We start from the raw sequence: 22,568 nt of genomic DNA, 5'->3' as shown, positions 1-22,568 counted from the left end.
AGCCGAGGTAGCCTAGCCTGGCCAAGGCGGTAGATTCGAAATCTACTGTCCATTCGGACACCGGAGTTCAAATCTCCGCCTCGGCGTTCCTCTCAATTTCGCTCGGCGAGCGACGGCGCCGTCGCGGCTCTCACTCGGCCGCGACCAAACACGCTATCCTATCAGCGCCGCCGCGAGGAACATCCCGCTGGCGGCCGCCGGCGGGATGGTGAGGTTGTCGTCGACGGCGACGCCGCGGATCAGCGGGGGGAGCCCGTCCGCGACCGCCGCGGGGATCGCCCCGGCGAGCGCGACGATCACGCCCGGATCGGGGCCGAACTCGGGGATCGCGTACGGGACGGCGATCCCGAAGCAGACGAACACCATCGCCGCCACCACCGAGAGGCGCTTCGGCTCCGTCGCCCCGTTGTCGCCGAGCCCGCCGCTTATCGGGTCGCCGACGGAGAGCATCCACATCGCGGGCACGGCGAAGACGGGCGCGAAGACGAGCGCGGTCGCGGCCATGCTCACCTGATACAGCGCGTAGCCCGCAACTCCGTCGGCTTCGTAGTCGCGGACAAGTGCGTCGTACAGCGGTGCGAGCGGGCCGACCGAGTCGGCGAGCCGCAGCGCCTCGAGGACGGCCGCGATCGCGACGCTCAGGATGAGCAGCCGGCCGGTCGTCCGCCACGAGATCCACCCCAATAGATACGGCACCGGATAGAGGGTGCCGCTGGCGTGGACCAGCCGGCGCTCGAACTCCACGCGCTCGCGCCACGCCGCCGCCGGGAGGGTCACCCCTCAGTTCCCCGCCGTCTCGACGTCGGTGTCGACCGCGTCGTACCGGTCGGCGACGGACGCGAACGGCTCGCCCTCGCGGAGCGCGGTCAGCTCGTCGGCCAGGTCGGCGACCGGGATCCGGACCTGCGCCGCGGAGTCGCGCTCGCGGAGCGTGACGGTGTCGGCACCGTCCCCCTCAATCCCGTCGCGGTCGACCGTGACGCAGAACGGGGTGCCGACCTCGTCCTGCCGCCGGTAGCGGCGGCCGATCGAGCCGGAGTCGTCGTACGCGACCGCGAGGCCGGCGGCCCGCAGGTCGGCCGCCACCTCGTCGGCGAGCGCGGTCAGGCGGTCGTCGTTGGTGACGAGCGGGAAGACGGCGGCGTCCTGCGGCGCGACCTCGGGCTCGAGCGAGAGGTACGTCCGCGACTCGCCGTCGACCTCGTCCTCGCTGTAGGCGTGCGCGAGCAGCGTCTGGACGGTCCGGCCGACGCCGAACGACGGCTCGACGACGTGGGGCGTGATGTGTTCGCCGCTCTCGGTCACCTCCTCGACCGAGAAGTTCGCGACGTCGGCGTCGACCTCGCGCGTCTCGCCGTCCACGTCGACCGCGACCGCCTCGCCGTCGAAGGCGTCGGGATCGCGCTCCGCGAGCGTCTCCAGCGCCTCGGCGACCGCGGCGGCGTCGCCGCCGAACTCGGGCCCGAGGACGGACATGTCGGGGTCGACCGTGGCGCGCTCAACGGTCTTCGGCTCGTCGTACCGTTTGAACACCGTGAACGCGTCGTCGCCGTACTCGTCGTGCTTCGAGAGGTCGTAGTCGCCGCGGTACGCAAAGCCGGCGATCTCGATCCAGTCGCCATCGACCTTGCTCTCGGCGTCCCAGCAGTCGGCGGCGTAGTGGGCCCGCTCGCCGGCGAGGTGCTGCCGGAAGCGGAAGCGGTCGAGGTCGACGCCGACGCGCTCGTACCACTCCTGGGCGACGCCGAGGTAGTAGCCGACCCACGGGGAGCCGATGACGCCCTCGTCGACGGCCTCGCCGACCGTCGTGTCGAGGTAGTCGCCGTCGTCGGCCTCCTGCTCCGTCGCGGGGTAGAGGCGCACCTCGACGTCGCGGACGCGGTCGAGCGGCGGCTCGTCCGCCTCGGGGTCGATGAACTGCTCCAACTCGGCCTGCGTGAACTCGCGGAGCCGGAGGAGCCCGCCGCGGGGCGAGATCTCGTTGCGGTAGGCCGGGCCGATCTGGGTGATGCCGAACGGGAGGTTCCCGCGGGCGTACTCCTTCAGCCGCGGGAACTCCACGAAGATCCCTTGAGCGGTCTCCGGGCGGAGGTAGCCCGGTTGGGCGTCGCCGGGGCCGATGTCGGTCGCGAACATGAGGTTGAACGCCTCGACCGGCTGGCCGGCGAGCTCGGTGCCGCAGGCGGGGCAGGCGATCCCGTTGTCGGCGATGAGCTCGGCGACCTCTTCGCCGGGCAGCGCCTCGGCATCCTCGACGTCCGTGGCGTCCTCGACGAGGTGGTCGGCGCGGTGGGACTCGCCGCACTCGGGGCACTCGACGAGCATGTCGTCGAACCCCTCCAGGTGGCCGGACGCCTCGAAGACGGGCTCCGGCATCACCGTCGGCGCCTCAATCTCGCGGTTCCCCTCGCGGATGGTGAACCGGTCGCGCCACGCGTCCTCGACGTTCCGCTTGAGCGCCGCGCCCTGCGGCCCGAACGTGTAGAAGCCGGCCGTGCCGCCGTACGCGCCGTTCGACCCGAAGAAGAAGCCGCGGCGCTTCGCGAGCTCGGCGAGCGCGTCCGCCGCCATCTACAGCCCCTCCAGCAGGTCCACGTCGCGGACGATGCCGTCCAGCTCCGTGCCGGAGACGAGCGGGACCTGCTCGATGTCGTTGCTAATGAGCTCCTGGGCGACCTCCTTGGCCGTCCGCGTGGCGTTGACGGTGATGAGGTCGTCGGTCATGAAGTGGCGGACGGCCTCCGCCGGGATCTCGACGTTCCGGGTCGGGAGGTAGCGCGCGCCCGTCGCCTTGATCCCCTCCCAGGACCACTCGGAGTCCTCCTCGGCGATCGAGTCGCCGGTGCTCGCCTCGCCCTCGACGACGCGGGCGACCTCCAGGATGTCGACCTCGGTGAGCATCCCCGTGACTGCGGCGTCGCCGTCGAGGACGACCGCGTACGGGACCCCCGAGAGCGCGATCTCGCGCTCGGCGACCGTGAGCGGCGTCTCGGTGTGGGTCGCGTTGACTTCCCCCGTCGCGAGCTCGCCCACGCGGGTCTCGCCGTCGACCTCGCCGCGGGCGATGGCCCGCACCACGTCCGTGACGGTGAGGATGCCAACGATCTCGTCGCCGTCGACCACGGGCAGGCGGCGCGAGCCCTCGGCGGCCATCGTCCGGGCGGCGTCGACGAGGTCGGCGGCAGTCCCCACGGTGGGGACTTCGCGCATCAGCAGCGCGAGCTGGTCCTCGTCCGGCTGGTCGATCAGGTCGTCGCGCGTGACGAGCCCGCGGTACACCTCGTCGCCGTCGACATCCTTCACGACCGGCACCGACGAGAAGCCGTGGTCTTGGATGTACTCCAGCACGTCGTTCCGGCTGCCGGGGATCTCGACGACGACGAGCTCCGACCGGGGCGTCATGGCGTCTGCGACGTTCATGCCCGTCATTCAGCGTGACACCTCTTGTATACTGCGAAGGTGTGCGGAGGCGTGTGTCACGAGCCGGCGGGGAACGAACGGGACCCGCGAGCGGGAGCGACGCGTCGAGGGGAGGAGCGCGTCCGCTGCGGGGACGAGACGGGAGCGATGACACGTCAGGAGCGAGGACGCGTCGGGTCCGGTGCGCGTTGAAGCCGTTGGCGCACCGGAACCGGGGGCGCTGGCCGGCCACACCGCCCTGCGGGCCGGTTCGAAAGCCGACACGTTTCGCCGGATCGTCGTTCGAGGGGCGGTTCGAGGGGCGATCCGTCGGTCGCGTGTCGGGGGAATCTCCAATTCGACGGCCAGTCGCGGGCCGGTTCGCAACTCTTATACGTACTGTGAACTATTCACAACCATGTCACGGAGTTCCACTCCTTGGGACGACCCGGACCCCGACCGCCGTCGGACGGCGCTGCCGACGGACCCGGCGCTCGACGCCGCCGACGCGCCGGACGTGATGGCGTCTATCGACTCCTCGTCGTCGCGACCGGAGCTCGTCATCGCGGACGTCTCGCGAGAGGACGCGTGGGTCTCGGTCGACGAGACCGACGCGACCGTCCTCAAGGAGTGGTGCTGAGCCCCCCGAACGCCGACGACCCCGGCTGATCTTTTCCCGCCGGTCGCGCCCTCGCGTAGCCGCGCCGCTGGCGCCCGACGTCGCCGTTCCGCCACGGAGCGCCGCGACGGACCTCGCTCACCGCAGCCCGCGCTCCGCCTCCCAGCCGCGGATCAGCGCGCCGATCGTCCGGCACGTCGGCACCGACACGTCGCGGCGCTCGGCCCGGTCGACGACCGCGCCGTAGATGGCGTCGACCTCGGTTCGGCGGTCGTTCGCGACGTCCTCGTACATGGACGACCGGTTCGCCGCGGTGTCGGCGGCGACGCGCTCGACGGCGGCGACCGCCCGGTCGTCGGACAGGTCGACCCCGGCAGCCCGGGCGACGCGAGCGACCTCGCGGGCGGCCTCGCGCCCGACCTCGGCCGCGGGACCGTCGAGGGTCGGGCCGTTCTCGGTCCGCGCGAGCGCCGAGGGGCCGTTGATCCCGGCGTTGACCGCGAGCTTCTCGAAGCGCCGCGTCGGCATGTCCTCGGCCACGACCGTCTCGACGTCCGCCGCGTCGAAGGCGGCACCGACCCGCGCGGCCTCGGCCCCGACGCCGCCGGAGAGCGCGCCGACGACCACCTCGCCGACGCCGGTACAGGTGACCCGGCCCGGCTCCGCGAACCGAGCCCCATAGCTCGCGGTGCCCGCGAGGACCGTGGCGTCGAGCGCGGCGACCAGCCGCTCCTCCGTGAGCCCGTTCTGGAGCGAGCAGACCGCCTCGTACTCGCCGGTCGCGAGCGCCCGCGCCGCCGCGTCGGTGTCGTACGCCTTGGTCGTGACGAGCGCGAGATCCGCGACGCGGTGCGTCCCGTCGGTGAGCGCCCGCGGGGAGACGCGGACGTCCAGCTCGCCGTCGATCCGTAGCCCGTCCTCGCGGATGCGCCGCATGTGCCGGTCGCGACCGACAAGCGTCACGTCGTGTTCGCGCGCCAGCAGCCCGCCCACGAGGCTTCCGAGCGCGCCGGCGCCGTAGACGAGCACCTCCATACACCGTCGGAAGGACGCCGGCAGAATAGTGGTAACGGTGAGTCCGGGTCGCCGCCCGCCGACCGGTCGCGTCACACACCCGTCTCAGCCCTTCAGCCCGCTCCCGGTGAGCGGAACCACGACGTCCTCGGCGGAGGCGATCTCGCCCCGGTCGCGCAGCGTCCGGAGCGCGGCGGGCGCGACCGCGCAGGTCGGCTCCGTGTAGAAGCCGGCAGCGTGGAGTCGGTCGAATTCGCGCGTTGCGGCCGCTTCCGTGACCGCAAGTGCGTCGCCGCCGGTCGCGTCGATCGCCTCGCGGATCTCGCGGTCGCGGACCGGCTCGGCGATCTGGATCCCGTCGGCCGCGTCGTTGACCGTCCCGTCCGGACGGGCCGCCTCGGGGCCGTGGAGCGCCTCGACGACCGGCGCGACGCCGGCCGCCTGCGCGCCGTAGAGCCGGGGGACCGCGTCGATCCAGCCGGCGCGTTTCAGCCGACTGAAGCCGCGGTACGCGCCGAGGAAGAGCGTTCCGTGGCCGAGCGGGGTCACGACGGCGTCCGGGGCGTCCCAGCCTCGCTGGAGCGCGATCTCGAAGGCGACGGTGGCGGTCCCCTCGAAGAACGCCGGGTTCCACGCGTGGCTGGCGTACCAGGCGTCGGTCCCCGCGTCCGCGCGGTCTCCGTCGAGCGCCGCGACGCACGCGTTCGTCACATCCCCCCGACTCCCCTCGATCCGGACTGGGTCGGCGCCGGCGCGGCGGATCGCGCGGAGCTTCGACTCCTTGGCGTCCGCGGGCACGTAGATCTCGGCTGACATCCCGGCGCGGGCGGCGTAGGTCGCGATCGCCGCCCCGGCGTTGCCGGAGGAGTCCTCGACGACGCGCTCGACGCCCAACTCCCGGGCCCGCGTCAGCGTCGCGGCCGCGCCGCGGTCCTTGAACGAGGCGGTCGGGAAGACGTACTCCAGCTTGAACGACGCGTCCCACGGAGGGATCTCGGGTCCCGCGCCGTCTGTCGGTTCGCGACCCTCGTCGGCGTCGACGAGCGGCGTCATCCCTTCGCCGAGCGTCACGCAGTCGGACGGGTCGTCGCCGACCGCGAGCAGGTCGTCGAACGCCCACAGTCCGTCGCGCGCGTCGAACGCGGACGGGTCGGGGGCCGGGCCCTCTGGCACCGGTGGGTCGGCGAAGTCCAGGGGCGCGCCGCACCGACAGCGCCAACAGTCGCGGTACGTCTCGCCGCAGGCGGGACAACGGAGTTCGCGGAGCGCGGACCGCTCCGGGTCGCGGGGGTCGGGGGAGCCCATCAGTACGTGTCGACGTTCGTCCCGATCGAGCAGACGTACTCACCCGCGGCCACCTGCGGGAGCCGGCGCGTCCGCCAGAAGACACCGTTCGCGTCCGCGGTCACGCGGGCCTCTAGGGAGCCGAACGTATCGGTCACCTCGAAGAGGACGTCGCCGGCGGCGACGCGCTCGCCGAGTTCGCGCTCGAAGCGGACCAGCCCGCCGGCCGGCGAGCCGTACTGGTCGAAGCCGCGCGCCCGAGTCTGTGACTCGAGGGAGGCGTCGCCGTCGAGGAACCCGTAGTGGCGGAGCACGTTGAACACGCCCTCGACACCGTACCGGATCGACTCCTCGTCCCAGCCGACGCAGCCGCCGAGCTCCGGGTCGACGGTGGGGATGCCGTGCTCTGGGCCGGCCCGGGCGAGCTGGCCGTCCGGGCCCTTGATGTCGAGGACGTGTCCGCAGCCGAACGCCTTCGCGAGCTCCAAGCAGTCGCCGTGGAGCCGGTGGCGGACGCCACAGCGGACGCGGGTCTCGTTTATCATCCGGCTCGTCGACCCCTGGTGGAGGTCGAGGATGTAGTCGGCGCGCTTGGCGACTTGGAACGTCTCGTGGGCGATCCGCTCGCTCGTCGTGCCGTCGGCGTCGCCGGGGTAGCCGCGGTTCATTTTCCGGTCGTCGACCGGGTTCCGGTGTTCGGCGGCCTGGAACGCGAAGTGGTTCACGATGCCGACGACGAGGACCGACCCGGACAGCTCGGCGGGATCGAGCCGCGGAACGACGCGGTTGACGACGCCCAGTCCGTTCAGCTCGTCGCCGTCGCTCACCGCCTGTACGTACAGCGTCGGCCCGTCGGCCGCGCCGTTGACGACGGCGACCGGCAGCCGGACGGGGCTCCCGTCCCGCATCTCGCCCACCTCGAGACGGCCTGTGTCCGTCTCACCGGGGGAGGCGCGGGCCGTTCCCAGCGTTATCATTACGAGAAGGTGGGGCGGCCGGGACTTTATCGATTCGGTCCGCGGCGATCCGGCCGACACAAGCTTTATCGCCGCTATCGTTCAACGAGTAGTACCTACAACCGCCGCGTCGCCGGTTCCGGACCCTCTCGACGACCGCGGCGAGTCCCCATGAGCATCGACATCGACCCGCTGCGCGAGGCCGACGGGATCACCGTGACGGACCACATCGAGAACACCCAGTTCGAGGTGTACACCGACCGGGCCGTCGACCCTCGTCCGCGCCCGGAGTCGGACCACTACTTCCCGGTCGACACGAGCGTCGCGGTCGAGACGGGCTCGATCGAGATCCCGCGGGTCGCGGTCGTACAGACGAGAGACAGCGACGGAAACCTCTTGACGCGGGGTGATTGCTACGAAATGCCGGATGGGACGTACCACGTCGGAATCGACCCCGCACCGACGAAGCTGTACCTCACCTTTGACTCCGCGTTCGCTGTCTCGACGACGGACCGGACGACGCGTATCGACCTCGACACGGTCGGCACCGTCGGACTCGGCTTCCGGACGCTCCACCAGACGCCCGCCGGCACGATCACGACGCCGACCGACCCCGAGTCGCTGATGGACGCCGTCTCGCTGCTCGGCTCCGGGCTCCAGACGACCAGCCCGGAGCGGTCGTTTCCGACGCTCCGGGGGCACCCGCCGCTCATCGAGCCGGGCGAGGAGTTCAGCGTCCCGGAGCGGGTGGAGCCGGTCGACAGCGGGGTTCGGATCGTCGTGCCACCCGAGTACCGCTACCTCTACCCCGTGGTCTCGCTGGCGTACTACTTCGCCGCCAACGTCGCCCCCGGCGACGCCCCGCGGATCGAGGGGGATGGCTGGACGTACCCGCTGGAACCCGGGTTCGAGACGCGGACGGCGGAGGTGCTCCGGCAGTCATTCCACCTCGACTGTCTCGTCCGGACGGAGGGCTTCTATCCCGTCGACCTCCACGAGCGCGAGACGACCGCCCTCGACCTCGACTGGGAGCGGCTGTACAACCTCCCGCTCGCGACGCGGCTCGGCGAGTACCTCGAGGTTCCCTTCCGAGATATCGAGCCCGAACTCCCGCAGTGGACGCTGACGACCGACGTCCGCCCCAGCCCGGGGAACGTCGAGATGCTCCCGTTCGTCGCCGGCGAGTTATCGATCGTCCGCTCACCGGAAACCGTCACGCCGGTCGCGGACGACGAGGGCGTCGGCGTCGGCTTCCTCGGCAGTCCGAACCGGAGCGCGTCGCCGGCGACGAGACGAGACTCCCAGGTCGCCGGCGCCAGTCTCGACGACGGCGAGTTCGTGCGTGGCGGTGCGAGCGCGGGCGCGACTCGGGGCGTCGACCCGTCCGCGGACCGCGGCGCGGTCGCAGCGCAGACCGACTTCGTGCGGCCGGAGCCCGTCAACACGGTCGAGCACGCGTGGGTCGGCGACGGCGTCCCGCTCGACGCGAACAAGGCGACGCTCGACGCGTACCACCGCCGGCTCGAAGCCGGACAGGTCGAGCAGTCGCGCATCTCCGTGCTCGTCGTCTGTAACGACGAGCAGATGCGCGAGGAGGGCGATGTCGCCGACCTGTACGGCCTGCGCGACATGGTCCAGTTCGACATCGAGGTGCGCCACGACCTCTCCCGCGAGGAGATGCGCGACGTGCTCGCGTCCGACGTCGACTTCCTCCACTACATCGGCCACGTCGACGAGCGCGGGATGCAGTGCGCCGACAGCTACCTGGATCTGACGGACGAAGACCTCGAGATCGGCGTCAGCGCGTTCCTCCTCAACGCCTGTCAGTCGTACCAGCAGGGCGAGGCGCTCATCCACCGCGGCTCGCGCGGCGGCATCGTCACGCTCTCCGACGTGGCGAACTCACCGGCCACGACGCTCGGCCGGATCATCGCCCGCCTGATGAACAGCGGGTTCAACCTCCGGACCGCGCTTCACGTCGCGAAGCGGGAGTTGATCACCGGTCACCAGTACATCGTAGTGGGAGATGGTGGGACAACAGTCTGCCAGAGTCGGAGTGGAATGGCACTCGTGTTTGAGGTGAAAGATGGAAGACACGACGAATTCAATCTTTCAGCAGAATTTTATCCAAATGGGAATCACGGGGTCGGATCCTTAGCTAGCTTAAATCTGGATGCGATCGAGAATAATTACTATGTTCCTTCAGAGGTTGTCTGTAATGCTGTCTCTACTCAGGAAATGTCTGAGCTATTAGACTTAGAGTTACTGCCAGTCTTTTATAAAAACGGGCTGACTTGGGCTGGGGAATTCGATCTCGATTAGGGGCCCGGGTCTGCAACGCCGGCATTCGCCGCCACAGGCGCCGCCTGCGTTAGCAGTAGGAGCGCGGTAAACAGGACGCCGGCCATTTTCGGGTGCTCTGCCACGTATTCTGCCACACTTTCGTGCATATTCTAAAAGTATCAGGATAAATAAATATTGAGATTGTTTTACGGTTGAATAACAGAGATATTTGAATTTATTTGTGTCCGAATTAAATTGACACAGCCGCAGCAGCCGACAGATTCGCCATCTTGTCCGCTCCGCAGACCGAAAGAATCGGCGGCCACGCGGGCGCCGACCGAGGACCGCGTTTTTTCACCGCCGGGCGCGGAGTCTCCCGTGCCATGACCGACATCGAACCCGCGATCCGAGAGGCGTTCGAGCACACGGAGTACGACCTCGGCGACGTCGCGGTCAACCGCCGACAGGTCCGGGTCCCGGTGATCCAAGAGGGCGCGAACCCCGACGCGCTGCGGGCGGTGATCGAGGAGGCGCTCGGGGCCGACGCGCTCGCGACCGTGACCGTGACCACGGAGCGGATCGCCGGCGAGGACACCGTCGGCACGGTCGTGTCGTTCCGATACCGGGGCTGACTCCCCGAGCGTGTCCGCGGTCCGGGTGGCGCCGCGCGGCCCGAGCGCCGGCGGCCGCTGCCGGGACGCGGTACGGTTAACAGGCCGGTACGCGTACACACGGATCACACGATGAGGGCCGAGAATGGACACGACAGCGCACAGTACCTCGCCGGCTCACCTGTTCGGGTCGCGATACTCCGGGCGCTGCGCGACGACTCGCGGCGACCGGCCGACCTGACCGACGCGGTCGACGCCACCCGGACAACGGTCCAGCGGATCCTCGCGGGGTTCCGCGAGCGGGACTGGGTGGTGAAACGCGACGCCGCCTATCGGGTGACGCCGACAGGTGAGCGCGTTCACGACGCGTACGAGACGCTCTTAGCGGAGGTCGAGCGCGGCGACCGGTACGGCGGGTTCGCCGCGACTCTCGAACGGGTCGGCGTCGACTTCCCGCCGGATGGGATCTCCGACAGCGACCTCACCGTCGCGTCCGACAAGACTCCCCTAGCGGTCGTCGATCGCCTCACGGAGCTGCTCCGCGAGAGCCACGGCGACGAGATCCGCGCCGTCTCCCCGGTCGTCATCCGGCAATTCAACGACGCGGCGGCCGCGGCGTTGGACGACGGCGCGAGCGTGGAGCTGATCATCGACCGCGGCGCGGCCGACGCGTCGGTCGCGGAGTTCGAACCGGCGACGGACCGTGCGTTAGCCGACGACGCCGCGGAGGTGTACGTGAGCGCCGAGCCGATCGAGTACGGGCTCTTCCGCTGCGGCGACGTGGCCTGCGTGGCCGCGTACGACGAACAGAACAACCCACGCTGCGTCGTCGAGTCGACCGACGACACGGTGGTCGACTGGGTGGACGACGCGTTCGAGTCGCTTCGGGACGACGCGACTCGGCTCGCTTCGGTCGTCGAACGCGCCTGAGAAGGGACTCGGCGGTCGCTACGCGTCGTCTCTGTCGCCGTCCTGGGTCACCGCGTCGTCGGCGTCGTCGTCCGGGTCGAAGTTCGCGGGAACGACCGTCGGATGGTCGATACCGACGGAGGGCGTGGTGGCGCTCATGATTCTAGTAGATAGTACGCGACAGCCGTCCTAAAAATTACCCATAGGCATAACGCATCCGGGGGCGGACGACGGATGCGCTGCGGTTATACGACCGTTACGCGAACTGCTCGTCGTACAGCTCCTGGGCGTGTTCGATCGCTTCCTTCGCCGCGGCCTTGTCCTCCCAACCGAGCGTCTCGACCTCCTTGCCCGCCTCGAGGTTCTTGTAGGTCGCGAAGAACTCGTCTATCTCGTCGAGCGTCTGCTGCGGGATGTCGTCGAGGTCTTCAATGTGGTCGAACCGGGGGTCCTCGGTCGGCACCGCGATCACCTTGTCGTCCTGCTCGCCGTCGTCGTCCATCTTCATCAGAGCGACGGGACGGGCCTCGACGACGCAGCCGGGGAACGTCTGGTCCTCGACGAGCACCATCACGTCGAAGGGGTCCTCGTCGTCGTAGTACGACTGCGGGATAAAACCGTAGTCGTACGGGTAGTGGACGTTGGAGTGGAGCACGCGGTCGAGGACAACGCCGGGGATGTCCTTGTCGTACTCGTACTTGTTCCGCTCGCCTTTGAGACACTCGACAACGGCGTAGATCTCGTCCGGCGCGTTCGGTCCCGTCTCGAGGTCCTCCCAGAGGTTGGCCATGTGTCCGACTGTGGGTCGATGTCGGTCAAAGTCCTTTCGGGATCGGCGCCGCGGGCGACCTCTCCACGGGACCGGCCGTAGCGAACCGGCGTCGCCGAGTCCGCGGCCGGCGAACGACCGATCGATCGGTTTCGATCGTGAACCGCAGGCGCGGGACGGCCGACGGATCGTCGGCGCATCGGTCGGAACTGGTGCCGATCGGTCGACAACGGGTCACGCCTGAATAGTAGGCACATCCGGCGTGAGACCACTGGTACCGCGAGATCTTGACGAACGCCCGATCTGACGCATCGCAGCGATCGTGAATGTTGAGAAAGAATATAAGTTCGGGTTCCCTTTTGTTGTGTATGTCAGAGGCACAAGCAGTCAGTGATGGGTCGACAGCCGCGAGCGATCTGACGGCGTTTCAACAGAACATCCTCACCATCCTCGCCGAGGAGCCGATGTACGGCCTCGCGATCAAGCGGGAGCTGGAGGCGTACTACGGCTCGGAGGTCAACCACGGCCGGCTCTACCCCAACCTCGACGACCTCGTCGAGATGGGGCTCGTCGAGAAGAGCGAGCTCGACAAGCGGACGAACCAGTACGAGCTCACCAGCGAGGGGCACGACGTCGTCCTCGGCCAGATCGAGTGGGTCCTCGACCGGTTCGTCACCGACGAGGAACGCGCGGACGAGGTCCGCGCGCTGCTCGAGTAAGCGACCGACGCCCGCGGGGCAGGCGGCACAGCACTCCGACCGAATCTTTTGGCACACGGCACGGCGAAAGCCGCGTTCTCTCACCGCTGAGCGGCCGCTACGCCGTCTCGTCGTCGCCGTTCGAGCTTCCTGCGTCCGCGGCGTCGTCGACGGCATCCGGATCGTCGACGTGTTCGGCGACCGATTCGATCACCGAGAGCGACTCGTCGACCGCGGCGAGCTGCTCGTCGGTCGGCCACCCGTTGCGGACCAGGTACTCCTCGCGGAACTCGGCGCGCATCGCCGGCGTGGCGTCGTCGACCGGCCGGACGTAGTGGTTGCTCATGAACGCCGCGAACGTCTCGGCGGTCCGGGCGTGGACGTCCGCCTCCCGCTCGGCGACGGCCTCGGCGACCGCCTCGTTGTACGCGGCCACCTCGCGGTAGCGGTCGGCGTCGCCGGGCCCGGAGAGCGACACCTCGACGGCGCGCTCGGTGTCCTCGACGCGGTCGAGCTGGACCGTCCCGTCATCCATCCACTCGTCGGGGTACAGCACGAGCGTGTCGTCCTCGTCGCGGACGCGGACGGTGTACCCGTACTCGGCCGCGAGGGCATCGCGTCGCTCCCGGTACTGCTCGGCCGCCGCCTCGATCTCCGGCGTCGGCTCCGCGGACTCGGCCTCGCGGGCGAGCCGCGTGAGCCGCTCCGCCTCGTCGACCGCCTCGGCGGGGACGTCGGGGACCCGCTCCTCTTCTCGCTCGGGGGCCGTCGCGGCGTCCGCGGCGTCGTCGGTCTCGCCGTCGCCGCCTTCGCCCGCCATCATCTCGCGTGCCCGTTCCTTCGCCCACTCCGGCGGTTCGTCGTCAGTTCGCGTCATCGAGTGCCTCGTTCGCTAGATCGTCGGCGCGTTCGTTTATCTCCCGCGGTACGTGCGCGATCGACCAGCGGTCGAACCGCTCCAGCAGCTCCCGGGCGCGGACCCGTCGCTCGCGGAGCTCCGGGTCGTTGGCGTCCCACTCGCCGCGGACCTGCTTGACGGTCAGCTGTGAGTCGCCGCGGACATCGACCGCGTCGAAGCCGTACTCGTCGGCCGCCTCCAGCGCTCGGATCAGCGCGGCGTACTCGGCCTGGTTGTTCGTCGCGCGCCCGATCCGCTCGCCGCCCTCGGCGACGACCCCGTCGGACGTGACCAGACACCAGCCGACCGCGGCCGGCCCCGGGTTCCCGCGGGAGGCGCCGTCGAAGTAGACGTGTGCGCGGCCGCCGCCGTCGCGCAGGAGGGCGGTCAGCCTGGTGGGGTCGCTCCCCTGGACGACGACCTTGTCGTCGTACGCGACCGCGACCGCCCCGTCGCGCTCGGCGCGCCACCGCTCGTGAGGCGTGTTCCCCTCGTCGATCCGGACGTCCGCGTCCGCGAGTCGCTCGCGCGCCGCGGCCGGGTCGCAGTCGATCGTCGGCATTCGTCCGGGTTCCGCGCCCGGCGGACAAAGGGCTGTCCGTCCGGGATCCGCGGTTAAGCCGGGAGAAGCCAGATCATGGTAATAATCCGCATGGTAACGAACTTTTAAGTAAAACCGATTGGATAGCATATAAATGCGATGACACGGCCCACCCGGCAACGGGATCACGACCGGCAGCGCGTGGGGGACGAGGACGCCGAGGAAGAGGCGATCGATGTCGCGGAGGTGGAAGACGTCGACGAACTGGACCCGGAAGACTTCGATCCGGAGGACCTCACCCGGACGGCCGACGGGGAACTGATACACGAGGAGACAGGGCTCATCGTCGAGGACGAGCAGATCGATCCCGGCCCGGAGTGGCGCGCGTTCAACCACTCGGAGCGACAGGAGAAGTCGCGCGTCGGCGCTCCGACGACGAAGACGATGCACGACAAGGGGTTGACGACGACCATCGACTGGAAGGACAAGGACGCCTACGGGCGCTCCATCTCCTCGAAGAAGCGGTCGCAGATGCACCGGCTGCGAAAGTGGCAGGAGCGAATTCGGACGAAGGACGCGGGCGAGCGCAACCTCCAGTTCGCCCTCTCGGAGATCGACCGCATGGCGTCGGCGCTCGGCGTCCCGCGGTCGGTCCGCGAGGTGGCGTCGGTGATCTACCGACGCGCGCTCAACGAGGACCTGATCCGCGGGCGCTCCATCGAGGGCGTCTCCACCGCCGCCCTCTACGCCGCCTGTCGCAAGGAGGGGATCCCGCGTAGCTTGGAGGAGATCTCCGAGGTCTCCCGGGTCGACCGCAAGGAGATTGGCCGCACCTACCGGTACATCTCCCAGGAGCTCGGGCTGGAGATGCGGCCGGTCGACCCGAAGAAGTACGTCCCCCGGTTCTCCTCTGAGCTGGAGCTCTCCGAGGAGGTTCAGTCGAAGGCGAACGAGATCATCGAGACCACCGCCGAACAGGGACTCCTCTCCGGGAAGTCACCCACCGGCTACGCCGCGGCGGCCATCTACGCGGCCTCGCTGCTCTGTAACGAGAAGAAGACCCAGCGCGAGGTCGCCGACGTCGCGCAGGTGACCGAGGTCACTATCCGGAACCGGTACCAAGAGCAGATTGAGGCGATGGGGATCCACAGCTAGCGGGCCCGCGGAAGCGGCACGGTTTTTTTGCTCGACATCCGATCGCGAGACATGCTGGTCTGCGGAACGCACCGCGGACTGTATCGGCTCGACGGACCGAACGACGACCCGACGCGGACGGCCGCGTGCGGCCGCGTCTACGAGGTCGCGCGGAGCGGCGACGCGCGGCTCGCCGCGACCGCCGAGGGGCTGTTCCGGTCGCCGGACGGCGAGGACTGGCGACGGCTCGACGGCCCGGACGACCCCGTCTCCGTGCTCGCCGGCCCCGAGACCGTGCTGCTCGGGACCAGAGGTGCCGGCGTGCTGCGCGCGCGATCGGCAGCCGACGGGTGGCGCTTCGACCCGGTCGGCGACCTTGACGCGCATCCCCACGGCGACCGCTGGCGGGACCGCGCGCCGGGCGGCGCGCCGAGCGTCAGGACGCTGGCCGTCCACCCGGACGACGGCGTGCTCGCCGGGTTAGAGCCCGGCGGCGTCTACGCGTTCGACGGCGACTTCTGGCGGCGGTACGGCGAGGGCGTCCACGACGACGTCCACGACCTGCGCGTGCTCGACGGCGGATCGGTCGTCGCCGCCACCGGGAACGGGCTCTACCGGACGGACGACGGCGACCGGTGGTTCCGGCTCGACACCGACTTCCGCGACTTCTGGGCGAACTACTTCCGCGAGGTGGTCGTCCACGACGGGCGGCTCTACGCCGGCGCGAACCGCTGGGGACCCGAAGCGCCCGGGGGCGTGACCCTCTCGGCGGCCGCGGACGACCCCGCGTTCGACGCCGCGGCCGACCCGGTGCCCGCCGCCGACCCGGCGTTCGCGATCTCCTGGGCGGTCGTCGACGGGGCGCTCGTCGGCGGGACGATGCGGGTCGACGCGGACGGGTTCGTCCCCGAGGCGTCGGCACCGCTGATCCGCCGCGAGGGCGACGCGTGGACGCGCGGGGCCGAACTCCCGGCCGGCGTCACGTCGCTCGCGACCTGATCTCCGGCGCCGCGCGCGCGGCGGCGACACCGTCAAGTCCGACTCGGCCCTACGGTCGGCGAATGCGGCTCGACAAGTTCATCGAGTACGAGGCGAACGAGCGCGCCGAGCGGCGGCGCCTCGCGAGCAAGAAGGACTACGGCATCCTCGATCACCTCGACTCCTTCGAGCGGCGCTTCGACGAGCACGTCTCCGACGACGCCGTCGTCGGCAGCGTCTCGCCCTCCATCTTCGTCGGCCGCGCGGACTACCCGAACGTCTCGACCGGCCTGCTCTCGCCGGTCGGTCGCGAGGAGCGGGCGGCCGCGTTCGAGACCTCGGCGGCGTGGTACGACGAGGGCGTCTCCATCTCCGACGTGTTCGACCGGCGGACGAGCCTGCTCAATTCGACGCGGGGCGTCGACGTGGCGGACGCCGGCGCGACGGCCGGAGTGACCTCGGTCGGCGGCGGCCCGGCAGAGAGCGTCCACGACGCGTGGGACGGCTGGCTCGGCGTCCAGCGCGAGGTCGCCATCGCGGACCGCCCGGTCGACGTGGAGATCGGGCTCGACGGCCGCCCGGACCTCGACTTTGACGTCGGCACGGAGGACATCAAGACGCCGACCGGGCCGCGCGCGGCGGCGCGTACAGCCGACCTCGACGAGAACCCGCACGTCCCGCGGCCGGTGAAGAAGACGCTCGAGGACGACGACTGGCGCGCCGAGGGGGCGATGACGTACCTCTACCGCCGCGGGTTCGACGTGTACGAGATCAACACGATCCTCTCGGCGGGCGCGCTCGGCCGAGGCGAGAACCGCCGGCTCGTCCCGACCCGCTGGTCGATCACGGCCGTCGACGACACGGTCGGACAGTTCCTCCGTGGGTCGATCCGCGATAACCCGACGGTCGACCGGGTCGAGGTCCACCGCAACGAGTACCTCGGCAACGCCTTCTGGGTGATCCTCGTGCCGGGGCGGTGGGAGTACGAGCTCGTCGAGATGAAGTCGCCCGGCTCGATCTGGAACCCCGACCCCGAGGCCGGGGTGTACCTCGCGGCCGCCAGCGAGGGGCGCGAGGGCCGGACTGGCTACGTCGAGGAGACCGCGGGCGCGTACTACGCGGCGCGGCTTGGCGTCCTCGAACACCTCGACGACCGCGGCCGGCAGGCGAAGGCGCTCGTCGTACGTCACGTCTCCGACGACTACTGGGGCCCGGTCGGCGTGTGGCAGGTGCGCGAGGCCGTCCGCAACGCCTTCGAAGGCGAGCGCGGCACCGCCGAGACGTTCGGCGAGGCGGTCCGCGGCGTCGCCGACCACCTCCCCGTCTCGCTCGGCCGGCTCCGTCGGAAGTCGACGCTGGCGGCCGGGCTCCAGGCGAACCTCGGGGACTTCGTCGACGCGGAGTGAGGTGCCACGGCGCCGCCCGCCCCGGCCATTTTAGTCGCGCCGGCGAGTGGGTCGGCGCATGGTACCCGCGGTCCCCGCGTTCGGCGGCGTTCCCGGCGGTCCGGAGCTGCTGATCCTCCTCGTCGTCCTCGTGTTCCTCTTCGGCGTACCCCTCGCCGCGATCGCCGGCCTGGTGCTGTTCTTCAGGCTGGGCTCCGACGACGAGACCGCAGCGGGCGGCGAGTCGGCGTCGAGCGACGGCGCCGACGCCGACCGGATCGCCGAGCTGGAGGCGGAAGTCGAGCGGCTCCGCGAGAAGGTGGACGGCGAGGCGGACGCCGGCGAGACCGAGCGAAACTGATCCCGCTCGGAACCGCCGACGCCGGATGACGTCGCGACGCGTCGGTCAGTCCTCGGCCCAGTAGTACAGCTGCTCGCGCGGCGCGTCGCAGCTCGGACAGTTGGCGGGGAGCTGCTCGCCAATCTCCCCCATCTCGCCGCACTCCCAGCAGCGCCACATCACGTACGCGGTGCCGAACACGTCGCGGGCGTCGGTGAGCGTCAGCGTCTCGGAGCTCGACGGCGACGCGACGTAGAAGCCGTCGTCGTCGACCCCGCGGATCGACCCGAGACGGTCGCCGTCCTCGTTGTACACCGTCTGTCCGATGCTCACGTCGGCGAATACGGGTTCTTCGGAGGCCATGGGCGGCAATACGTGCCGGTACCTCATAAGTGTGGTAGCAAGTGACACGAGCGCGCGCCGGTCTCGGGCCGTAGCGAATCAAGAGAGTCGACCGCAGAAGGAAGCCGATAACGGCGGTCGGGCGACGACAGGGGTTAGGCGACCGGCGTGCGCTCGACGACGGTGCCGTCGACGGTCGGGTACTGCTCGACGATCTCGCCCTCGTCGAGGTCGCCGTCCTCGACCATCTCCTCGAGGAGCCACCACGCGACCTCGACGTGGTCCGACTTGACGGTGTAGAACTCCTCGGGCACGCCGAGCGCCTCGAACCGCTCGGGCTCGGCGAACGCCTTCCCGTAGACGAGGGTGCCGTCGTCGGTCACCTCGTCGAACTCGCGGCGGATGTTCTTCGCCATCCGCTTGAGGCGGTTGCGGTGTTGGGCGGCGTCTTTGAACACCGACGTACAGAAGTACACCTTCTCGTGGCTCGCCATCTCTTCGAGGATGGCGTCGTCCTTCGACCCCTCGACCGCGGACATGTGGCCCTCCTGGAGCTCGAACCCTTCCTCTTGCATCCGGCGGTAGTTCCCGTCGGACATCTCGAACTCGTTGATGTTACAGAACTCAGCGGCGCCCTCGTCTAGGAATTCCAAGAACTCCGGCTCCGCGCGGATGCCGGGGATCTCGAAGGCGGGTGTGAGCCCCTCCTCGCGGGCGATGTGGAGAATCTCCTCCCACTCGGTGCCGTGCATGTCGCCCCACATCTCCAGCGGCGGGTGGAAGCGGATCTCGTCGAGACCGGCCTCCGAGAGGCGACGCATGTTCTCGCGGCCGCCCGTGATACCCGTGTAGAGGTGCGTGTGGTGGTCCTCGCCGAACTCGTCTTTCAGCAGTTCGAGGTACCGAGTCGTCTTCGCCATCGCCTCCTGCGGCTCGCCGCCGGTGATCGAGGTGCCGAGCGCGCTCATCCGCTTGGCCTCCTCGATCACGTCGGAATCGGACTCGACCTTCCGCTCGTTGGCGTACACGTCGGTGACGTTCTTCCGGTTCTCTCCGAGGGGGCAGTAGAAGCAGTCCCGCTGGTCGCAGTAGCCGTAGACGAACAGCACCATCTTCCCGCCCTTGGCGCACTGTTCACAGCCCTTGGAGATCATCTACCCCTTTCTACCCGCTGCGGCCTCAAAAAGCGTCCGAACCGTGCGGTCCCGAGAGATCCGTTGCCACGGGGGAGTCGGCGATGGGCCGCGCCGCGGCGGCAGTGGCCCGAACACAAAGTATGTACCCCCGCCGCCGCGACGGAGAGACATGAAATCCGGCGAGCCGCCAGTATCCGACGACGAGAAGCGCTCCACGACCGGCGCGGTCACGCGTCGCCGCGCGCTCGCCGCCGGGGGAGCCCTCGGCCTGGCGAGTCTCGCCGGCTGTACCGCGTTCGACGTCGCCACCGGCGGGACCGCGGAGTTCGCCTCCGGCACCGCGACCGTCGCCGACGCGACGCTCTCGGAGACCGGCTACGAGCTCAACGACGTCACCGACGACACGGTCAGCCGGGAGTTCGAGGTCGGCGGGTCGACACGGGAGGTCCAGGTGACGAACGCCGTCGCCGAGTACGACAAGGCCGTCGAGCTGTTCGGTGAGCGCTACCAGGCGGCCGTCTTCGCGGCAGTGGCGACGCCGCAGGTCGAGGTGCTCGGTGAGGCGTTCAACCCGATCGCCGACCTCAGCGCGGACGAACGAGCCGCGCTGATCGCGGACCGCTACGAGGGCGTCAGCAGCCTCGAACGCGGCTCGGAGTACACGACGACGGTGCTCGGTTCCGACGCGCAGGTCGTCGTGTACTCTGCCGACGGGCAGATCGAGGACACCGGCGTGAGCGTCGAGCTCCAGTTCCACGTCGGGGCCCCGGTCGAGGCGGGGAGCGACTTCGTCCTCCCGCTGGCCGCCTACCCCGCGTCGTTCGGCGACGGCGAGAACGTCCGCTCAATGATGAACGGGATCGAACACGAGCCGAACGAAGAGAACTGACGGGCGCGACGGCGCGGCAGACCGGTGCGTGACGGACCTCGCGGGCGGCTCGCTGTCGCCGCGAATACGCAGACAGCGACGGCCCCGGCGACCGGCTCGGGGAGGGTGGGCCGAGCCGAAAACATATGTCGCCCCCTCACCTAGCGTCGGACGATGCTGCTCGTCCTCTGTGTCGACCTCGACGACGACCTCGGCCGCAAGACGGGGATCCCCACCCCCGTCATCGGCGACGAGGACGTCACCGAGGCCGCGGTCGCGCTCGCGACCGCCGACCCGGAGGACTCCGACGTCAACGTCCTCTTCCAGGGCGTCAACGTCCACGACGAGCTGGCGGCCGAGGGCGAGGCCGTCGAGGTCGCGGCCGTCACGGGCGTCGACGGCCCCGAGGTGAAGGCGAACCGCGCGGTCGGCCAGGAGGTCGACCGCGTGCTCGCCGAGCTGTCGACCGGCGAGGAGGTGTCCGCGGTCGTGATCACCGACGGGGCCCAAGACGAGTCCGTCCTCCCCGTGATCCGGTCGCGGATGCCGATCGACGGGATGCGCCGGGTCGTCGTCCGGCAGGCGCAGGACCTCGAGTCGCTGTACTACACGATCAAGCAGGTCCTCGCGGACCCGGAGACCAGGGGGACGATACTCATCCCGCTCGGCGTCCTCCTGTTGATCTACCCGCTCGTCGTCGTCGCGAACCTCTTCGACGTGGCCGGGGCGGCCGTGTTGGGGATCCTCTCCGGCGCGGTCGGGCTCTACTCGCTGTTCCGCGGGCTGGGGCTCGAAGAGACGGTCGACGGGGCCGCCGAGACCGTCCGCACCGTCCTCTACACCGGCCGCGTGACGCTCGTCACCTACGTCGTCGCGCTCGCGCTCATCGTCGTCGGCGGCGTTCAGGGGATCGAGACCGTCGACGTCGTCCGCGGCGTTCAGGGCGGCTCGCTCGCCACCGGGACCGGGCTCGCGGCGTTCGTCCACGGGTTCGTCCAGTGGCTCGGCGTCGCGGGCGTCACTTCCAGCCTCGGACAGATCACCGACGAGTACCTCGCCGGCCGGTTCCGGTGGCGCTACCTCAACGCCCCCTTCTACGTCGCCTCCATCGCCGTGGTGCTGTTCGCGGTCTCCGGGTTCTTCCTCCCGGACGCGCCGGGCGTGACGGCGCTCGGGCTCTCGGAGCTGGCGATGGCGCTCGCGGCCGGGACGCTCATCGGCGTGTTGAGCACGCTCGCGTTCGCCGTCGCGGAGTCGCAGCTCCCGTCGACGGAGCCGGTCTGAAGAGGAGAGTCTGGGCGGCGGTAGGGGGGAGCCGGAGCGCCGCTTACCGCGGCGTCCAGGAGTCGCACGCTTCCATGTCGTCCATCAGCTCGTCGTAGTGCGCGCAGTAGGGCCGCATCCCGTCGTCGGTCCGGACGTAGTCGAACTGCGCGCAGTTGCCGCAGTAGGCGTCGCCCGGCCCGTCGCGCGCGGCGGGGGAACCGGGCGAGGGCGCGGACTCAGGCGTCGCGGGGGACGACGGACCGCCCGTCGGTCCCGCGTCGTCGAGCGGCGACGAAATGTCCGTGTCGGCGCTGCCGCCGTCGCTCACGCCCGACGAGGCGGGACCAGTGCGGCCCCCGGCGTCGGCCCCCCGCCCGGTTCCCTTACCGTTTCTCCGACCGGTCTCGGCTCCGGAGGCGTCCGGTCGCGACGACGCATCGGCCTCCGCTCCCGATGTCGGCGGGGACGTGTTTCGTTCTGTGCCGCCGTCGGCGTTGGACCGGTTCGTCTGCGTCTCGACGTCGCCGTCGGGCGTGCCGCCGAGGAGGCCGACGCCGCCGCGGCTCCCGAGTTGGTCGCGGGGGACCTCGACCACCTTCGTCTCTCCCTTGTGGGTCACCTCCATCGAGACGGTCCCGCCGGGGTCGTTGCGGGTCTTGAAGTTGGCGACGCCAACGAACACGCTCCACAGCGTCGTCGCGGCCCCGAGGAAGTAGACACCCGCGGTGGGGAGCGTCAGGTCGGTCAGCTCCGGGCGCGGGCCACCCACCCACTGCTGGGGGTACGCGTGCGCGAACAGCGCCACGCCGAGGCACATGACGACCGCGCCGACGATCGCCGCGGCGTAGGTGTTGCGGTCGGCCGGGAGGACGGCCATCACGCCGAGCAGCACGAGCGGGACGCCGACGCCGCCGAGGACCCCGCCGACCTCGCGAGCGGTTCCCGAGGTGTAGCTCGCCGGCAGCGCCACCTCGGCCGCCACGAGGATGCCTGCGAGGAGGAGCAGCGCGCCCGCGACGAACGACCCCACACCGAGGTACAGCCGACGCGGGTCGACCCCGGAGCGCCCCCGTCCGCCGTACGCCTCCGAGAGACTGGTCATAGACGGCATATGTCGTCCACCGTGAAAACAGTACGT

24 protein-coding genes and 1 tRNA gene are annotated in these 22,568 nt (G+C 70.0%); 12 read left to right on the top strand and 13 right to left on the bottom strand.

The features are described from left to right. The first annotated feature begins 1 nt into the window (after nucleotide 1). Nucleotides 2-86: transfer RNA gene (locus ABNG04_RS07145), tRNA-Ser, on the top strand. A 67-nt stretch (nucleotides 87-153) separates the two neighbouring features. On the opposite strand, the gene ABNG04_RS07140 is transcribed toward ABNG04_RS07145, so the two are convergent. Genes ABNG04_RS07140 through ABNG04_RS07130 form a run of 3 tightly spaced genes read right to left on the bottom strand, consistent with a single transcriptional unit; the run spans nucleotide 154 to nucleotide 3,420 of the window. After that, entirely contained in the window at nucleotides 154-777 is a 624-nt protein-coding gene (locus tag ABNG04_RS07140) for a dolichol kinase (protein ID WP_371161298.1), read from the bottom strand. Nucleotides 778-780: 3 nt separating this feature from the next. Next, nucleotides 781-2,571, bottom strand: a complete 1,791-nt coding sequence (gene glyS / locus ABNG04_RS07135) for a glycine--tRNA ligase (RefSeq protein ID WP_371161296.1) — start codon at nucleotides 2,569-2,571, stop codon at nucleotides 781-783. Further along, nucleotides 2,572-3,420 (bottom strand): CBS domain-containing protein, encoded by an 849-nt coding sequence (locus ABNG04_RS07130; protein ID WP_371161294.1) that lies wholly within the window; start codon nucleotides 3,418-3,420, stop codon nucleotides 2,572-2,574. 397 nt (nucleotides 3,421-3,817) lie between these two features. On the opposite strand from ABNG04_RS07130, the gene ABNG04_RS07125 reads away from it, so the two are divergent. Next, entirely contained in the window at nucleotides 3,818-4,039 is a 222-nt protein-coding gene (locus ABNG04_RS07125; RefSeq protein WP_371161292.1) for a DUF7556 family protein, read from the top strand. Nucleotides 4,040-4,156: 117 nt separating this feature from the next. On the opposite strand, the gene ABNG04_RS07120 is transcribed toward ABNG04_RS07125, so the two are convergent. The 3 genes from ABNG04_RS07120 to ABNG04_RS07110 all read right to left on the bottom strand — a co-directional run bounded on the left by ABNG04_RS07120 (nucleotide 4,157) and on the right by ABNG04_RS07110 (nucleotide 7,293). Further along, on the bottom strand, nucleotides 4,157-5,053 hold the full coding sequence (locus ABNG04_RS07120; RefSeq protein WP_371161290.1) for a ketopantoate reductase family protein: 897 nt from the start codon (nucleotides 5,051-5,053) through the stop codon (nucleotides 4,157-4,159). 84 nt (nucleotides 5,054-5,137) lie between these two features. Then, complete coding sequence (locus tag ABNG04_RS07115; RefSeq protein WP_371161289.1) at nucleotides 5,138-6,337, bottom strand: pyridoxal-phosphate dependent enzyme; 1,200 nt, start codon at nucleotides 6,335-6,337, stop codon at nucleotides 5,138-5,140. Beyond that, entirely contained in the window at nucleotides 6,337-7,293 is a 957-nt protein-coding gene (locus ABNG04_RS07110; protein WP_371161287.1) for a succinylglutamate desuccinylase/aspartoacylase family protein, read from the bottom strand. Before ABNG04_RS07110 ends, ABNG04_RS07115 begins: the two co-directional genes overlap by 1 nt. Before the next feature lie 150 nt (nucleotides 7,294-7,443). Here ABNG04_RS07110 and ABNG04_RS07105 point away from each other — a divergent pair, with 150 nt between their 5' ends. Next, complete coding sequence (locus ABNG04_RS07105) at nucleotides 7,444-9,594, top strand: caspase family protein (protein WP_371161285.1); 2,151 nt, start codon at nucleotides 7,444-7,446, stop codon at nucleotides 9,592-9,594. Here ABNG04_RS07105 and ABNG04_RS18040 read toward each other — a convergent pair. Further along, nucleotides 9,591-9,722, bottom strand: a complete 132-nt coding sequence (locus tag ABNG04_RS18040; RefSeq protein WP_445972116.1) for a DUF7503 family protein — start codon at nucleotides 9,720-9,722, stop codon at nucleotides 9,591-9,593. The genes ABNG04_RS07105 and ABNG04_RS18040 overlap by 4 nt on opposite strands. A gap of 216 nt (nucleotides 9,723-9,938) precedes the next feature. On the opposite strand from ABNG04_RS18040, the gene ABNG04_RS07100 reads away from it, so the two are divergent. Both ABNG04_RS07100 and ABNG04_RS07095 read left to right on the top strand, forming a co-directional pair. Continuing rightward, nucleotides 9,939-10,187, top strand: a complete 249-nt coding sequence (locus ABNG04_RS07100) for a hypothetical protein (protein ID WP_371161283.1) — start codon at nucleotides 9,939-9,941, stop codon at nucleotides 10,185-10,187. Between the two features lie 111 nt (nucleotides 10,188-10,298). Then, nucleotides 10,299-11,096, top strand: a complete 798-nt coding sequence (locus ABNG04_RS07095; protein ID WP_371161281.1) for a helix-turn-helix transcriptional regulator — start codon at nucleotides 10,299-10,301, stop codon at nucleotides 11,094-11,096. 235 nt (nucleotides 11,097-11,331) lie between these two features. On the opposite strand, the gene ABNG04_RS07090 is transcribed toward ABNG04_RS07095, so the two are convergent. After that, nucleotides 11,332-11,865: an inorganic diphosphatase gene (locus ABNG04_RS07090; protein ID WP_297887007.1), complete on the bottom strand. Its 534-nt coding sequence runs from the start codon at nucleotides 11,863-11,865 to the stop codon at nucleotides 11,332-11,334. 347 nt (nucleotides 11,866-12,212) lie between these two features. On the opposite strand from ABNG04_RS07090, the gene ABNG04_RS07085 reads away from it, so the two are divergent. Continuing rightward, entirely contained in the window at nucleotides 12,213-12,563 is a 351-nt protein-coding gene (locus ABNG04_RS07085) for a PadR family transcriptional regulator (RefSeq protein WP_371161279.1), read from the top strand. A 97-nt stretch (nucleotides 12,564-12,660) separates the two neighbouring features. Here ABNG04_RS07085 and ABNG04_RS07080 read toward each other — a convergent pair whose 3' ends face one another. Continuing rightward, a complete protein-coding gene (locus ABNG04_RS07080) occupies nucleotides 12,661-13,419 on the bottom strand; it encodes a DUF7108 domain-containing protein (RefSeq protein ID WP_371161277.1) in 759 nt (252 codons plus the stop codon). Then, a complete protein-coding gene (gene rnhA / locus ABNG04_RS07075) occupies nucleotides 13,406-14,002 on the bottom strand; it encodes a ribonuclease HI (RefSeq protein ID WP_371161276.1) in 597 nt (198 codons plus the stop codon). Before rnhA ends, ABNG04_RS07080 begins: the two co-directional genes overlap by 14 nt. A gap of 138 nt (nucleotides 14,003-14,140) precedes the next feature. Here rnhA and ABNG04_RS07070 point away from each other — a divergent pair, with 138 nt between their 5' ends. The 4 genes from ABNG04_RS07070 (at nucleotide 14,141) to ABNG04_RS07055 (ending at nucleotide 17,839) form a co-directional block, all read left to right on the top strand. Beyond that, nucleotides 14,141-15,136, top strand: coding sequence for a transcription initiation factor IIB (locus ABNG04_RS07070; RefSeq protein WP_297887000.1), 996 nt, complete (start codon nucleotides 14,141-14,143; stop codon nucleotides 15,134-15,136). 51 nt (nucleotides 15,137-15,187) lie between these two features. Beyond that, nucleotides 15,188-16,114, top strand: coding sequence for a ligand-binding sensor domain-containing protein (locus ABNG04_RS07065; protein ID WP_371161274.1), 927 nt, complete (start codon nucleotides 15,188-15,190; stop codon nucleotides 16,112-16,114). Nucleotides 16,115-16,176: 62 nt separating this feature from the next. After that, nucleotides 16,177-17,499 carry a DNA repair protein NreA gene (gene nreA, locus ABNG04_RS07060; RefSeq protein WP_371161272.1) on the top strand — a complete coding sequence of 441 codons (1,323 nt, stop codon included), beginning with the start codon at nucleotides 16,177-16,179 and terminating at the stop codon, nucleotides 17,497-17,499. Between the two features lie 58 nt (nucleotides 17,500-17,557). After that, nucleotides 17,558-17,839: a preprotein translocase subunit TatA gene (locus ABNG04_RS07055; RefSeq protein ID WP_371161270.1), complete on the top strand. Its 282-nt coding sequence runs from the start codon at nucleotides 17,558-17,560 to the stop codon at nucleotides 17,837-17,839. 45 nt (nucleotides 17,840-17,884) lie between these two features. Here the strand turns inward: ABNG04_RS07055 and ABNG04_RS07050 are convergent, their stop codons facing one another. Further along, on the bottom strand, nucleotides 17,885-18,181 hold the full coding sequence (locus tag ABNG04_RS07050) for a DUF7130 family rubredoxin-like protein (protein WP_371161268.1): 297 nt from the start codon (nucleotides 18,179-18,181) through the stop codon (nucleotides 17,885-17,887). Between the two features lie 134 nt (nucleotides 18,182-18,315). Then, the gene (locus ABNG04_RS07045; protein ID WP_371161266.1) at nucleotides 18,316-19,314 is read right to left on the bottom strand and encodes a radical SAM protein; all 999 of its coding nucleotides are present in this window, start codon (nucleotides 19,312-19,314) and stop codon (nucleotides 18,316-18,318) included. Between the two features lie 151 nt (nucleotides 19,315-19,465). Here ABNG04_RS07045 and ABNG04_RS07040 point away from each other — a divergent pair, with 151 nt between their 5' ends. Both ABNG04_RS07040 and ABNG04_RS07035 read left to right on the top strand, forming a co-directional pair. Further along, complete coding sequence (locus tag ABNG04_RS07040; protein WP_371161264.1) at nucleotides 19,466-20,185, top strand: DUF6517 family protein; 720 nt, start codon at nucleotides 19,466-19,468, stop codon at nucleotides 20,183-20,185. Between the two features lie 153 nt (nucleotides 20,186-20,338). Continuing rightward, a complete protein-coding gene (locus tag ABNG04_RS07035) occupies nucleotides 20,339-21,448 on the top strand; it encodes a DUF373 family protein (protein ID WP_371161262.1) in 1,110 nt (369 codons plus the stop codon). Nucleotides 21,449-21,491: 43 nt separating this feature from the next. Here ABNG04_RS07035 and ABNG04_RS07030 read toward each other — a convergent pair whose 3' ends face one another. Then, nucleotides 21,492-22,532 carry a cell division protein CdpA domain-containing protein gene (locus ABNG04_RS07030; RefSeq protein WP_371161260.1) on the bottom strand — a complete coding sequence of 347 codons (1,041 nt, stop codon included), beginning with the start codon at nucleotides 22,530-22,532 and terminating at the stop codon, nucleotides 21,492-21,494. Nucleotides 22,533-22,568: the final 36 nt, after the last annotated feature.

This window comes from Halorubrum miltondacostae, from assembly GCF_041379815.1.
Classification (GTDB): domain Archaea; phylum Halobacteriota; class Halobacteria; order Halobacteriales; family Haloferacaceae; genus Halorubrum; species Halorubrum miltondacostae.
This window is presented reverse-complemented; position numbering and strand designations above follow the sequence as displayed.